15 protein-coding genes are annotated in these 13,391 nt (G+C 31.7%); 4 read left to right on the top strand and 11 right to left on the bottom strand.

Features of this window, described 5'->3' with window-relative positions:
* Positions 1-424: 424 nt before the first annotated feature.
* From tmk (NMY3_RS03725) to NMY3_RS03715, 3 genes are all read right to left on the bottom strand, one after another.
* The gene (gene tmk, locus NMY3_RS03725) at positions 425-1,192 is read right to left on the bottom strand and encodes a dTMP kinase (RefSeq protein ID WP_196817595.1); all 768 of its coding nucleotides are present in this window, start codon (positions 1,190-1,192) and stop codon (positions 425-427) included.
* Between the two features lie 29 nt (positions 1,193-1,221).
* The gene (gene tmk / locus NMY3_RS03720; protein WP_196817594.1) at positions 1,222-1,935 is read right to left on the bottom strand and encodes a dTMP kinase; all 714 of its coding nucleotides are present in this window, start codon (positions 1,933-1,935) and stop codon (positions 1,222-1,224) included.
* Between the two features lie 967 nt (positions 1,936-2,902).
* Positions 2,903-3,835 (bottom strand): hypothetical protein, encoded by a 933-nt coding sequence (locus NMY3_RS03715; protein ID WP_231100222.1) that lies wholly within the window; start codon positions 3,833-3,835, stop codon positions 2,903-2,905.
* Positions 3,836-4,433: 598 nt separating this feature from the next.
* Here NMY3_RS03715 and NMY3_RS03710 point away from each other — a divergent pair.
* A complete protein-coding gene (locus NMY3_RS03710) occupies positions 4,434-4,709 on the top strand; it encodes a hypothetical protein (RefSeq protein ID WP_196817592.1) in 276 nt (91 codons plus the stop codon).
* Positions 4,710-4,945: 236 nt separating this feature from the next.
* On the opposite strand, the gene NMY3_RS03705 is transcribed toward NMY3_RS03710, so the two are convergent.
* A complete protein-coding gene (locus NMY3_RS03705) occupies positions 4,946-5,179 on the bottom strand; it encodes a hypothetical protein (RefSeq protein WP_196817591.1) in 234 nt (77 codons plus the stop codon).
* A gap of 388 nt (positions 5,180-5,567) precedes the next feature.
* On the opposite strand from NMY3_RS03705, the gene NMY3_RS03700 reads away from it, so the two are divergent.
* Entirely contained in the window at positions 5,568-5,882 is a 315-nt protein-coding gene (locus NMY3_RS03700; RefSeq protein WP_196817590.1) for a hypothetical protein, read from the top strand.
* Positions 5,883-5,994: 112 nt separating this feature from the next.
* Here the strand turns inward: NMY3_RS03700 and NMY3_RS03695 are convergent, their stop codons facing one another.
* Entirely contained in the window at positions 5,995-6,639 is a 645-nt protein-coding gene (locus tag NMY3_RS03695) for a translation initiation factor IF-6 (protein ID WP_196817589.1), read from the bottom strand.
* A 113-nt stretch (positions 6,640-6,752) separates the two neighbouring features.
* Here NMY3_RS03695 and NMY3_RS03690 point away from each other — a divergent pair, with 113 nt between their 5' ends.
* Entirely contained in the window at positions 6,753-7,409 is a 657-nt protein-coding gene (locus NMY3_RS03690) for a PsbP-related protein (protein WP_196817588.1), read from the top strand.
* 13 nt (positions 7,410-7,422) lie between these two features.
* On the opposite strand, the gene NMY3_RS03685 is transcribed toward NMY3_RS03690, so the two are convergent.
* From NMY3_RS03685 to leuC, 3 genes are all read right to left on the bottom strand, one after another.
* Positions 7,423-7,737 carry a hypothetical protein gene (locus NMY3_RS03685; RefSeq protein WP_196817587.1) on the bottom strand — a complete coding sequence of 105 codons (315 nt, stop codon included), beginning with the start codon at positions 7,735-7,737 and terminating at the stop codon, positions 7,423-7,425.
* Positions 7,738-7,863: 126 nt separating this feature from the next.
* A complete protein-coding gene (gene leuD, locus NMY3_RS03680) occupies positions 7,864-8,466 on the bottom strand; it encodes a 3-isopropylmalate dehydratase small subunit (protein WP_196817586.1) in 603 nt (200 codons plus the stop codon).
* 37 nt (positions 8,467-8,503) lie between these two features.
* A complete protein-coding gene (gene leuC, locus NMY3_RS03675; RefSeq protein ID WP_196817585.1) occupies positions 8,504-9,919 on the bottom strand; it encodes a 3-isopropylmalate dehydratase large subunit in 1,416 nt (471 codons plus the stop codon).
* 95 nt (positions 9,920-10,014) lie between these two features.
* On the opposite strand from leuC, the gene NMY3_RS03670 reads away from it, so the two are divergent.
* A complete protein-coding gene (locus NMY3_RS03670) occupies positions 10,015-10,677 on the top strand; it encodes a proteasome subunit beta (RefSeq protein ID WP_196817584.1) in 663 nt (220 codons plus the stop codon).
* Between the two features lie 71 nt (positions 10,678-10,748).
* Here NMY3_RS03670 and tgtA read toward each other — a convergent pair whose 3' ends face one another.
* Genes tgtA through NMY3_RS03655 form a run of 3 tightly spaced genes read right to left on the bottom strand, consistent with a single transcriptional unit; the run spans position 10,749 to position 13,368 of the window.
* Complete coding sequence (tgtA, locus tag NMY3_RS03665) at positions 10,749-12,308, bottom strand: tRNA guanosine(15) transglycosylase TgtA (protein ID WP_231100221.1); 1,560 nt, start codon at positions 12,306-12,308, stop codon at positions 10,749-10,751.
* A 14-nt stretch (positions 12,309-12,322) separates the two neighbouring features.
* Positions 12,323-12,736 (bottom strand): Lsm family RNA-binding protein, encoded by a 414-nt coding sequence (locus NMY3_RS03660; RefSeq protein WP_196817583.1) that lies wholly within the window; start codon positions 12,734-12,736, stop codon positions 12,323-12,325.
* A 56-nt stretch (positions 12,737-12,792) separates the two neighbouring features.
* Positions 12,793-13,368, bottom strand: coding sequence for an adenylate kinase family protein (locus tag NMY3_RS03655; protein WP_196817582.1), 576 nt, complete (start codon positions 13,366-13,368; stop codon positions 12,793-12,795).
* Positions 13,369-13,391: the final 23 nt, after the last annotated feature.

The raw sequence follows: 13,391 nt of genomic DNA, 5'->3' as shown, positions 1-13,391 counted from the left end.
ATGCATAATTTTCCTTCCTCCGGATATAAATTTGTGTTCTTACTCACCTTGAATAAACTATCTCGATAAAGGATTTAACAATTGTCCTAATAGTTACTATGTACTCTATAGAGGTATACTTTCAACTGGGTATGCAACAAATATTGTAACAAACTAGGCATCAAGATCTTAGTTGTAAATTAAAGAATAAAGTGGATTTGATATGAGAAAAACATTACAAAAAATTTTATCGCCATAAAGAGAAAATAGATGATCTATATCCATCCTAAAATTTCAAAGATTATGATTGATTTCGTTGATTCGTTGAATGGTACAAATTCATAATAAAGGAGTAGTAGTAAATAAATAAGTCTTTAGATTAATTGATTGTTACAATCATTTCCACTACAAAGAATAGCTACTCAAAATGTTTTTAATTCTACAACTAAACTCGGGTCCCATTATGTTTATTTAGATTAAGAAATTCACTAATTCTCGATTGAATTTGATCATAAATATCTTCAATGTGCTTATCACCATCTATATCAATAAGTCCATATTTTTTTTGCATAATAGCAAACTCTTTCTTCAACAAATATTGATATTTAATAAAGGAATCAAAAATATCTGCAGATATGCCTAGATCCGCTCCTGATTCATAATAATCAAGAGATTTATTCTTTTTAAATACTCTATGTATCAGATTATATGGATCCACATTCAGATAGAAAATAAGATCTGGTTTGATCGCAAAACTATGTAATTGATGTAACCAATTTTTATTTATCCCTCTTACAGAGCTTCTCGCAATAAGTGTGTAGATATATCTATCAGAAATTACTACAAAACCAGCTTTAAGTGCAGGGATTATTTTATTTTCCAATTGATCTGCAAAATCTGCTGCATAATAAAGTGCCATCGTTCTTCTCCCAACCTGATAGTTTCGTTTTGCTTCAATTATTCCTTTTGATATGAGATCAGATCTTTTTAATCCGGCATTAACTACTGCATGTCCATCAGCCTCCAATTTCTCAGTTATTTTTTGAATTTGGGTACTTCTTCCCGAAGCATCTGGTCCTTCAACTACTATGAACGATCCATGTATTTCAATGTCTTTAAGATATTTTATTCCCGAATGGTTAATAAATTTAATTTTATTACTGCCTTTGCTATCATCAGCCGAATATTTTTTCTTTGTTAATGTTGAGACCACGTTCTATTCCCTAGTAACCCTTTCTAATATTATTCAAGTATATGTCCTTGAATCGGATTTTTCAATTTTAATGTCCTCAATACGTGTCTTCTTACAATATTTTGTTGTTTTTCTATTTCAAGTGTACCATCAATTACTATAAAATTTTCGTCATCAACCATCGATTCATATTCATCAACAATTCTTCCCTGAAAGATCCTATAGCTTTCATATTCATCTTTACTCAATCCAAGATCCATTCCAGCTTCATAATGTTTCAACTTTGGTCTACCAGAAATGATTCTATTTACTGCAGTTTCTATTGGTACCCTGAAATAGAAAGTTAGATCAGGTTTTCGAGCATAACTGTACATATTCCTCACCCAAGATTTGTCACACCCTCTCACTGTGTCTCTAGCTAAAGCAGTGTAGATATACCTATCTGCAAGAACGATATATCCAGCTCGCAATAATGGATAAATATTCTTTTCGTATCGATCAGCAAAATCGGTTGAATGTAAAAGTGAAAAAGTCATGGGCGTCAATCTTGCTTTTTTTTTCCCTTTGGAGGTAATTTCTCTCACGGTTTCCGAAGAATTCCATTCTGTAAAAAAAACATCGTATCCTTTAGAGTTTAACCATCTATCTACCAAGTGAATTTGCGTAGATTTGCCTGACCCGTCAATTCCTTCAACTACAATAAGAACTCCCGATTCGTCGTTCTTAATATTGTTAGGATTATTATTTCCAATTACTTGCACCACAATCAATCACCACGAATACATAATTTCATAAAATCGATTAACATTAGAACATAAATAAAGTTTCATTTCTCACCTTAACATAATTTTGGATGTATTTATTGTGTTTGATAATATTATATATAGAACATATTTTGTAAATTTTTTCTAAGTGAATCATATATAGTTAATGTTATTCTCTTAGAAATTAGATACTTTCAATATTCCTTGGGAAAGATCCTTTGTATAAATATTTGTTTAGATTGCTAAACACGATTATATCAAAAAAATAAAATTAATCAATAACGCGTAATCATATTTGCCTCTTCCTTAAGTCTTAAAGAATGATGTCTGGATTTTCTCTTCCTTAATAATGAATTACAACAATAACATCTACGGGCATCAGAATAATATCTGATCCCACACATGGAACATTTGGAATTAGCGGTATTATCTTTATGAGATCCTTTTATAGGTTTTTCATTTGCACATTTACCTTTACAAGGCATAAAATATAATGTTTCTTAACATTGATATCCTTTTCTTTTTATATTTGCTGTTTTTTGCATGAATATCATTGATGAAGAGACAACATTACATTCTGATAATTCAAATCCAGAGCGAAAAGATTTGATTTTGTACAATCTTATGGTTTTTGAATATATGGAAATAGATTTCTAATTAAATTGACTAAACTGGGAGCCATAGTTCATTATAGTTGTTTACTAAATCATATTCTAGCGGCAAGTTTTAATAAACGTGACTTACACCGATTGTTATGAGGTTTTATTCTAAGAACATGGTCACAACAAGACACCTCATTCCACTCCAATCCAAAAATAAATTACACTCTATACATCTTTTATGCCCCTCCGAATAATATCCTTTAGAATATTCATCTTTATAGGCCGTGTAAAGATGGCATACATCCCTGCAAAACTTCCTCAATCCTTAGGAGTTCCAACAAGCATTACTGAATTTAAGGTTAAAATTAAACATTTTTTGGTTGGGTATCTATTTTTGTATCATTAACAGATGCGGTTTTATTCTCCGAAAAGTGCTTACACATATCTATAAACTGTCTTTGTTTCTCTTGTAAATCATCATTTACTTTATCAACTGCCTTCATCATATAGTGTTCGGACCCTGCTTGCTTTAGTAAACTTGTAGCATAGTTAATACTATTGATGTCTTGAAGTAATCGGTGTATCTTGTTACAATTCTTTATGACGACGTTTTCGGTATTTTGATATCCTCCATCTCTTATATCAGATTGTTGTGGAAGATGAGTTAAAATATCTAGAGTTAATTTTAGTTTCTCGCATCTTTTTTGTAGTTTGAATATATTTTTTGAAACATTATTATTTTTAGGTACAATGATATTATCTGAATCGAATTTCATGACTTTCTTTCCAATTCCTCTTGTTAGTTTATCTACATTAGCTGACAACTTTTTTGTTCTTTTATGTAGAGATCTGTCATCAAACTGCATATCAATTATTGGTAAATTAACAGATTCTATTTTTTGAATTATGCTGTTTGATTCTGACAATAGATTTTGTTTTCTCACTTTAAGTATGTTTTCAAAATTCTTTATATGATTTTGATCCCTACTTGATCCTTTTTTATTTAAGATCTCCTTGTCGATCAGATCATATGCTCTTAGATCTCCCTCAACTTTTGACAATGATTTAGAGATCCGTCTCATTGTTTTCAGGTCTTTTTGATCTCTAATCTTCTTAGGAAAAATCAGCAAGTTATATTCCAATTTCTTTATATCGTGATTTAAATCGAAAAAATCTTTCTCTGTATTGGTTTTTAAATAAAAACTACTTTTACTTTTTATATCTGCAAAATTCTTTTGAAAATTTTCAATATAAGGTAGAATCAGTTGTGAGGATGACATAGTAGATTTGCTTCCCATCGTTCTAAGAGAACGATACTTATATTTATACATTATAGTTAATATAGATCTATATAGTTCTTCTATCAGGTTTATATAAACACAATTAAAAAAGTTGAAATCAATATAGACAAGAACATGATAATTAGTATTGTACCACCATATAAGGTATTGAATTGAGAGAGCAATAAAGACTAGATATGTGTTCTTCAGCTACATGTTTGTAAAATACTTGTAAAGAAAAATAGATATGATTAGGATCCTGCAGGCATATAGATTTAATTTGTATATCTATTGGCCCCATTGATATTGTTACCACACAAGCCTCCTTTCATCATATCTAATAGCATGGTTTGATCCGTCAATCCTGTAAAATGATCTGAGTAAGGTCTCTCGATCTACCAAAATGGTAGAATAAGTTTACTCCAATACCCTATCAAAGAAGGAAATGAGGAGATTTCTTAGCATAAAAGGAGAAAACAACGATATGATTTCTTCATAGAAACCAGATGTATTTAAGTAGATTGAAATGAAATCAATTACCATCTTATTGTCTACGGACATTATATTGAAGCACGATAATAATGTCAGAAGCTAATTGTAATTAGACTAGAAAAAAATGAAAAAGATGACTAACGGATTAAAATTAAAGATATCCGAGATCCTGAATGAAAGTTATGTGGATATTCATGGACATGAGATAACATTTGAAAAAACAGGAAAATTTGAATACACATCCGTATATAACATTAATTGTAACAGAAAATATATTATTGATTTGTCACCAGCTGCAGTATCAGTGAGGGAGCACATTATTCCTGGAGAAGACGTAGTATACAGTAATAATTATTACTCGAGTATTAATCAAAAACGTAAGACGCAAATTTGTAATTAGTCTATGAGAACATAAATCTTGTACCATCAATTCGACAAGATTTGAATATGAAGAGAAATTAAGACAGACAGTAAGATCCTTTTTACTATTTCAGATTTGTACAATTAATGAGTATGACAATAGATAATTTATTCTCTGAGGAAATGTACATAAAATGATATTTATAGTCATAACTTTAGCATGATGAAAAATTTTTTGTTTATTACCTATCTTTGTACTTTTAAAAAGTAAAGAAATTAACCGTAAATATACTCAATCGCAATTGGTCCATTGAAATTATTCTGTTTTAATCTTTGCAACAATCTCTCAAGGTCAATGTCATTATCTAGATGTACTTCATCCTTTATTGCAATGAATTGATTCTTATAGTTTCTCTTAAAAACTTCATAATTGGAATAGAGCCATTTGTAATTATCTTTTAATTCTCTTAATTTATCAAGTTCAAAGTCCATGAACATTTGTGGATTCATGATCAAATATAGTTTCCATTTCTTATAGTTATGTTGTATATAGTCTATAACAACATCAATACTTTACATACCTAATCTATTGAAACTTTGGGTTAAAGAAATCCAACCCTTCTTATGCGTAGTTAACTTTAGTGAGTGTTTCAATTATTCCTCAGCCCACAAATCCCCTGGGATCCTGAGAGCTTATGGTGAAGTTAGTTTGTGCGTACCTCTATGATTTGCTACTAGTATGATCGAGTATCTGTTCTAGAATTACATTTTTATCTGCAATAGAGTAAGTAAGTTTAGTTTCCTTTTCAGATCATGTTTTTAGAATAGAGGTTGTAAAATTCGATAAAAACTAAAATAATTAAGATATTTATTATGAGGGTTAGATCATATAACAAATATGGTAATTAGTACTAATAATAATAAAAAAAATGTAGAAAGTAATAAAATAAAAAAGGAAAATAAGGATGCGGTTGATGCTACAAAAAGTAATAAAAAAAATGTAGAAAGTAATAAAATAAAAAAGGAAAATAAGGATGCGGTTGATGCTACAAAAAAGGACAGTATAAGCCTATCAAGTTCTATTTTAACAGATTCAGAAAATAAAGAAAAAGAACAGCTCTCATATTATGAAAAACAAGTCCTAAAGGAATTAAAAGGTATTAAAAAAGCATCCAAAAACATCCTCAAAAGTATGAAGAAATTCAGTAGTTAAATAAATTTAAAGATGATTTGGATATCCACTCATCATCTTCAAAAAAAACTACAAATAAATGAGTAACTTAATTTGATTTATGATAAGAGTCGCTAACCAGACGTTGAAAATACTACATTTTAAACGCCCTACTTAACATGATTAATTCTGGTCCAGTAGTTAGATTCCCTACAATCAAAGACCGGGTATTCCAAACAATGCCCGATGATAGATATGGAATACCACCATTGATGGTTAAAGGTTCTACTTCTACCTTTAAAACTGATGAAATAGTTTCAACCTCTTTCTCTGTGGCCTTTGGATGTACTGCTGCACCATCATTTGTTGACACAATCATCGAACCAGTTTGATTGAAATCAGCAACAGACATGGTATGAGTTTCTATTCCTAAAACATCACATATTTGTTTATCAAACTCATTCTTAAATAACGGAGAAACTATTGCTCCTTTATCATTAGTGGATATTAGATTGCCGATAGCCGTTAATTTTGATTCTAGTTTGGACACATTCAATCCGGTTACACGTTTTAGATGTAACACCTCATCCTCTGATGCTGTTGAAGGCAGCAGCATCCCATTATTATTTAAGACAACCATAGGACCAATTATTCTATTTCCTGCTATAGAAACAAAAATTGGATCCACTTCTAAAATATCCGTTATTTTCTTTAATTTCGTCTCAGCATAACCATGTGGAAGTAATACAATTTTATCGTTAGATTTTGCAAATATACCTACATTAGGACTTTTATACAAGTCATACCTGAAAATACCCAAATAATTTAGAACATAGGTAGATTATCATATGAACCTATTGATTAAAGTTTAATATAATAATAAATAGAAATGTAAAAAATACTAATTATAATATGGTAATAGAATTTAGTATGTCTATTAGGAAAGTCAACATTATAATTTTCGCATTACCATGTGTATTGCTCCTGTTTTTGTCTAGTTGGTTTGGCCACAATAGCCTGATAGACACCGCTCAAGGTCTCACTTTGTTTTCGGTAAATAAAGCATTCGCTCAAGAAACTACTTGGTCAAATTATACAACCAATGATAGCAGTCTAAGCATAACCTATCCCACAAATTGGGAGATTGTTGAAGATAAAAAGAATGATGATGAAAATCAAACTAACAACATAATAGTATTTCTATCACCAAAAGAAAATCCAGAAGATCTCTTTCAAGAAAACATTGTCGTAAATGTTTTGATGCCAAAAAATAACTTTACAATTAACGAAAGCATCAATACGCAAGATATAGTTCAGAAACTTGTAAACCAGAACCAGGGATTTAGAATTGATAACATATCCACCATACATATTGATAGCATAAACAAAACAGCTGAAAGCATAACATACAGCTTTGAAAATGCAGGTTTCTTGTTTAAAACTAAACAGGTTTTTTTGACTATTAACAATAATATCTATATTTTTTCCCTTTTAGCTGAACAAAAGGAATTTGACAAATACGCATTAATTTTTGACAAGATGCTCATGAACATTCATTTGTCGTTCTAAAAAAGGGGTTTTACTAGTTCGTAATCTTGTCTAAACCAGTATAAATTTGTGTATCAAGAATGTTTGTAAAACTAGCAGTCAAAACATCAGTCATTTTAGAAGTACCTGGATTTGACCAAACAAAAGAGGTATGATATTGATTTGAACCAGAAGTGGTATCAAGATCTTGTGCAGAAATAGGATGTAAAGATACAGAATTTTCATCAACATTAGTAGCAACAGTAGCAGTAGTAGCAGCCATACTATTCTGTGGGATCGTCAAACTACTAACAACAATAATTGTCGACAGTATGATTAAAAGAGTCAATTTTGATGTAATTATTTTCATATCTTAAAAAATAGTAGTTATATATCTTATAAGAAACTCTTCAATCGTTACAGTAATAAATCTAATTAGATTTACCCTTTGTAAAATTAACTATTTTTTTTTCTATAGCATTTTATCTGAATGTTTTTATATCATACTTTCTGTTTCCACAGAAACTTTATGTTTATCCTCATATTTCTTGATATGATTTCCTAGTTCTAGAGTTTTGGAAATTTCATCTAACCCATTTACCAAATAACTTTTTAATGTAGGATCAATGTCAAAATCAAAGACTTTAGAATTTATCTTAATTTGTTGTTGTATCAAGTCTATTTCAAAGTTTTCGTTTGTTTTTGAGGAAAAGAAATCTTCGATTGTATTCTTGTCCATTTTGATGACCAAAACTCCATTTTTAGAACAATTATTGTAAAAAATATCTGCAAAAGATACCCCAAGGATTACTTTGAAGCCATAATCCTTAAGTGCCCATACCGCATGTTCTCTTGAGCTTCCTATACCAAAATTTTCACGCGTTAACAGAATCTGTCTTCCACTAAATAGGGATGAGTTTAACACAAAATCCTCTAATGGTTTACCTTGTTGATCATAACGCCAATTAAAAAATAAATATTCACCGTACCCAGTTTTGCCCAAAAGTTTTAAGAATTGTTTTGGAATAATCTGATCTGTATCAATATTCGCAATATCAAGCGGAACTACCTTACTTGTCAAATTCTTAAAAGGTTCCATAAATACACCTGTAATTTTTATCTATAATAAATTAAATTTAAACCCATTCTCTCACATCAACAAACTTTCCGGCTATTGCAGCGGCCGCAGCCATAAAAGGACTAACAAGGTGAGTACGTCCCCCTGTACCTTGGCGTCCTTCGAAATTTCTATTAGAAGTGCTAGCACATCTTTCACCGGCTTGGAGTATATCAGGATTCATACCTAAACACATACTGCAGCCAGGCTCTCTCCATTCAAAGCCGGCATTGATAAAAATTTTATCCAATCCCAATTTTTCGGCAGCAATTTTTACCTGTTGTGATCCCGGAACAACCATTGCTTTAACACTAGAAGATACCTTTTTTCCTTTCACTGCATTAGAAGCTTCGATTAAATCTTCTAATCTTGCATTTGTGCAAGAACCGATAAAAACTCGATCCACTGAAATATCAGTAATTGGTAAACCCGGTTTTAAATTCATGTATTCGAGGGCTTTGATAGCAGATTTTTTTTCATCATCATTTCCCTTAGAATATTCATCAGGAGAAGGAATTGCAGAGTCCACATCGGTAGTCATAGCTGGATTAGTACCCCAGGTAACTTGAGGTGCAAGATTGTCGATATCAATAGAGAAGGTTTTATCGTATTGCGCTCCGTTATCAGATCGGAGATTCTTCCAATCGTCTATTTGTTGATCAAATAATTCATTTTTGGGAGTATAGACTCTTCCCCTTAAATATTCAAAAGTAACATCATCTGGAGCAACAAGACCCGCTCGAGCACCGGCTTCGATAGACATATTACAAATAGTCATGCGTTTTTCCATTGTGAGGGATGAAATGTAGTTTCCCTTATATTCAATCACTGATCCTGAGCCTCCAGATGTACCTATTTTTCTAATAATGTTTAATATAACATCTTTAGATGTTACAGCCTGGTTTTGTTTTAAACCGCCATTCAAAACTATTTCAAAATTTTTTGACTTTTTCATCCACAGACATTGAGTCGCCAATACATGTTCTACTTCACTGGTACCTATACCAAAAGCCAGGGATCCGAATGCCCCGTGAGTGGAAGTATGGCTATCACCACAAACAATCGTACTACCAGGAAGTGTCAATCCTAATTCTGGACCGATTACGTGAACTATCCCTTGATACTTATCATGAATATCAAAAAGTTTTATTCCAAATTCTTTACAATTATTTTCCAATGCTTTTATTTGTAATGATGAGATTTGATCTACAATGGGCAAGGACCTGTTAGTAGTGGGAACGTTATGATCTACCGTAGCAAAAGTAAGATCTGGTCTTCTAACTTTTCTCTCGTTAATCCTAAGGCCATCAAAAGCTTGAGGCGAAGTTACTTCATGCACATAATGCCTATCAATGTATAAAAGCGACAGATTACTACTTTCATCAGAATATACTACGTGATTATCCCAAATCTTGTCGTATAGAGTTTGTGCCAACTATAATATATTATAACAAAACGACTATAATAATTATTTTATAGTTAATTGCGAATTAACAATGCTTAAATGTAGTCTTTTATCATTTGATATAAATGCATGTTAATGATGATCGATATCCTCAACAAATTTTAGATCAAATTAAAAAAGGAACAACTACTTGTGCTCTTACCTGTAGTGATGGTGTAGTATTAGCTGCAGATACAAGAGCAAGTGCAGGATTATTTATTGCAGATAGGCATGTAATGAAAATTCAAAAAGTTGATAATCATTTAGGTATGACAATTGCAGGTGGTGTTGCAGATGCCCAAAATCTGGTTGATACAATGAGATACAACTCAAATATATACAGGTTATCTAAAAAAGAGCCCATCCCAGTCAGTTCTGCTGCAAGGTTATGTTCTAACATTCTATTTAATCAAAGATATTTTCCATTTTATGTTCAAATTATCATGGGCGGATTTGATTTTCGTCAACAAAAAGGACAAATTTATAATATAGATCTATTTGGTTCGATGACTACAGAGAGCTTCATTTCAACTGGGAGTGGGTCTCCTGTTGCATATGGATATTTAGAGTCGGAATTTAAGGAAGGAATGAGTGTAAATGAAGCATATAAAGTAGCAATTCAAGCCATTGCCGCAGCGATTAGAAGAAATGCAGGTACTGGAGACAGCATAAATGCAGTGATAATAGATAAAAATGGATATACAGAATTATCCAAAGAAATTAAAGATAGCGTCGGCGCTAAATTTTAATCTTTTTTATCACATAGTCAAAAAATAAAAATCCAAATCAACTTTAAATTTATTCTAACTCTGTCTATAACTCAATCTAATTTATAACCAATAAAATCTTCAATTATTACTTCTGTTTCCTTTGGGAGTTCAATGATGGGAAGCAGTTTTTTAATGAACCTATTCGCAATTATATGAATTGATTTAAAAGTATTATTTTTTAGGAAGGAGTTTAACAATTTCAGAAATTCAGTATAACTTTTAGGATCATATTCGTCAAAATGTTTTGTAAATATATTATGGGATGTTGGATAAATATCCGATATTTCAACCGGAATCAAGCCAAAAAAAGGATTATAAAGACAAATTGAAGCGTCAGGAAAAGTACTGGAAAGTTTTCGCAATACAGAGGAGGAATAGAATGGTCTTATCCCCTGATCTGGATATAATAGTAGGATATTATTATTGGGCGATTTGTAGTTATTAATTAGCATGTTGCGATAATTTTTTAGCTCCGGCCTAAACTGATCTATTGGTTCAAACAAATAGATTGCTTTTTGCTTAAAGACGGGAGTATTTTGTTGAATATATTCAAAATTCTTAATTGTGTGAATTGCATCCATTAATTTGGGATGAGATCTTGCTTTTTGCAGCACGTATTCCCAAAGCCTACCATCGTAAATTGATTGTTTTACTGCAGACATCTCCTGTTTTAGAACATACAAATTGTGTTTAGCGAGATTAATAATCCTGGTTTGAGGGATTTCATCAATAAATTCTTTAACTGAATGATCGGAACAAACAGGGCAGCAGCACGGTAAATATGAAAGATCTTCTAACCTCAGTGTTCCTGATGAACTCATGTAACGATTAGCTTTTGCATACAAAATATACGATGCAGAATCAAATGTGTCACAACCTAGTGCAACAGCAAGAGGTATTGTTAATGGATGACCTGCACCAAATAAATGGATAGGTTTGTTTGGTATGGATAATTTGGTAGCTTCTATAAGTCGAGAGAGTGTAGAAAACTCATAAGCTTCCATCAGTTCAACCGGGCTACCAATTGCAAAAAATGAAAAGCCCTTTTTATCTAAGAGTGAGGCGGAATACCGCACGAGATCAAAATGCTCAGCTCCCTGAATTGTTCCAGTCCATATTTCACCCTTTGATGATAAAATATCATCATTCTTATCAGTTCGATTTTTTCTTATGATATCGATTGTTTCATCTATATTTGAAGTAGTTTCATCTACATAGGACTTTGCCGTATTATAAGGCAAACCATAGCCTGTTGGTTTATCTAATGGAACGGGAATATCACTACCAATATCAAGTTCAAATTGGGCCATTATCGAAGGCGTTACGTTGACTTTACCATATTCTAACACTTGGTAACCTCCTGAATCTGTCATGATGGGTCCATCAAAATCAACGATTTGATGAATTCCCTGCTTTTCGGCCTTTTCACCATAAAATTTCAAAGCGATATAGGCATTTGTTATTATACATTCAAAGCCAAGACTTTTTAAAAAACTTGGACTGATTTGTTGTTTGACTGGATGAATTACGGGTATAAACGATGGAGTTTCAAAAGAACCATGAGGAGTGGTTAATTTACCGATCCGAGCAGCTAAATCAGTACATTTCACCTCAAATACCAAGATTAACTCTTGGACTCCCTAAGGAATTCATCGTAAATCGCTTTTACACGAGTAGCAGACAAACCAGATCCTTCTTCGATTCCAGATTCGGTCACCTTAATTTTATCCATCACAATGATTGCGCCTACGTCCTCTCGAATCTTTACTAACCCAGGGAATACTCTTGACAACCTTTCAGCAAGAGCTTTCAAATCAAATGGCCTCTCTAAGAGCTTTACCTCTTTTACGAATAAACCGTTTATCATTAGTTTTTGGATTTGTTGAGAGTCTACATGGTCCAATATTAAATCAAATTTTTCATTTAGACCAGTCAAAACACCAGAATAAGTTTTATTATCTGAGGTCTCAATTGAAACTTTTTTTCCTAAAAATTGTACACTTTCTTCAGCAAATCTTCTTGAAATTAAAGCAGCCATTATCCAAGAGGATAATGTCTTAAGGTATATATATATGAAATCAGTTCAGACTAGATTTATTTCAAAAATTTCAACATAACTGGATCATTTTGGATAAGTGGCAACCAATCAATGTTTCCAAAAGATCTTTGCTTTTTATCACCATACATATGGACAATCTTTTGAGCCGATAAGGATGGTAAAATACTGGTTGCGATCTCTAATTCAGAAAGTTTGGAAAATTCAAAGTTTTTTAGTGCATCATATGATATAATACCCAAGATCTCAGCGACCATATTGTCGCTAATTTTAGTTTGTGAATAAGATCTTTCTTCATATATTTTTTTAAGTTCGTAGGGAGATCTTCTTAATATTACCGCAAGGTCTACTAACAGTGGATCTATTACATAAGGAGCAAGATGTCCAACAATTATACTATCTTGATATTCTTGCTTAGAAAGCAACAAACTCAAAAAATCAAACGACTTTTGAATATCTACATCATGATTGCCACTTACGGGAGAAATTAAAAGATTTTCAGATAAAATTATCTTATTTATATCAACAATTGGTACTTTATCAAACAAAGATGAGAGGATGATAGCGATGGTGTGTTTGCCAACACCAGGTGTTCCAGAAAGTACTATTTTCAAAATACTATTACCATTATCTCATA

It is taken from the genome of Candidatus Nitrosocosmicus oleophilus (genome assembly GCF_000802205.1).
In the GTDB taxonomy this organism is placed as follows: Archaea; Thermoproteota; Nitrososphaeria; order Nitrososphaerales; family Nitrososphaeraceae; genus Nitrosocosmicus; species Nitrosocosmicus oleophilus.
Note: the sequence above shows the minus strand (reverse complement) of the source record. Positions and strands in the feature narration are given on the sequence as shown.

Coding starts and splice junctions, on each gene's coding strand:
- NMY3_RS03660 (WP_196817583.1), bottom strand. CDS start 12,736: ATGGCTGCTTTAATTTCAAGAAGATTTGCTGAAGAAAGTGTACAATTT.
- leuD (WP_196817586.1), bottom strand. CDS start 8,466: ATGGAACCTTTTAAGAATTTGACAAGTAAGGTAGTTCCGCTTGATATT.
- NMY3_RS03685 (WP_196817587.1), bottom strand. CDS start 7,737: ATGAAAATAATTACATCAAAATTGACTCTTTTAATCATACTGTCGACA.
- NMY3_RS03710 (WP_196817592.1), top strand. CDS start 4,434: ATGAAAAAGATGACTAACGGATTAAAATTAAAGATATCCGAGATCCTG.
- NMY3_RS03715 (WP_231100222.1), bottom strand. CDS start 3,835: ATGGGAAGCAAATCTACTATGTCATCCTCACAACTGATTCTACCTTAT.
- NMY3_RS03690 (WP_196817588.1), top strand. CDS start 6,753: ATGGTAATAGAATTTAGTATGTCTATTAGGAAAGTCAACATTATAATT.
- NMY3_RS03700 (WP_196817590.1), top strand. CDS start 5,568: ATGGTAATTAGTACTAATAATAATAAAAAAAATGTAGAAAGTAATAAA.
- NMY3_RS03670 (WP_196817584.1), top strand. CDS start 10,015: ATGCATGTTAATGATGATCGATATCCTCAACAAATTTTAGATCAAATT.
- NMY3_RS03705 (WP_196817591.1), bottom strand. CDS start 5,179: ATGAATCCACAAATGTTCATGGACTTTGAACTTGATAAATTAAGAGAA.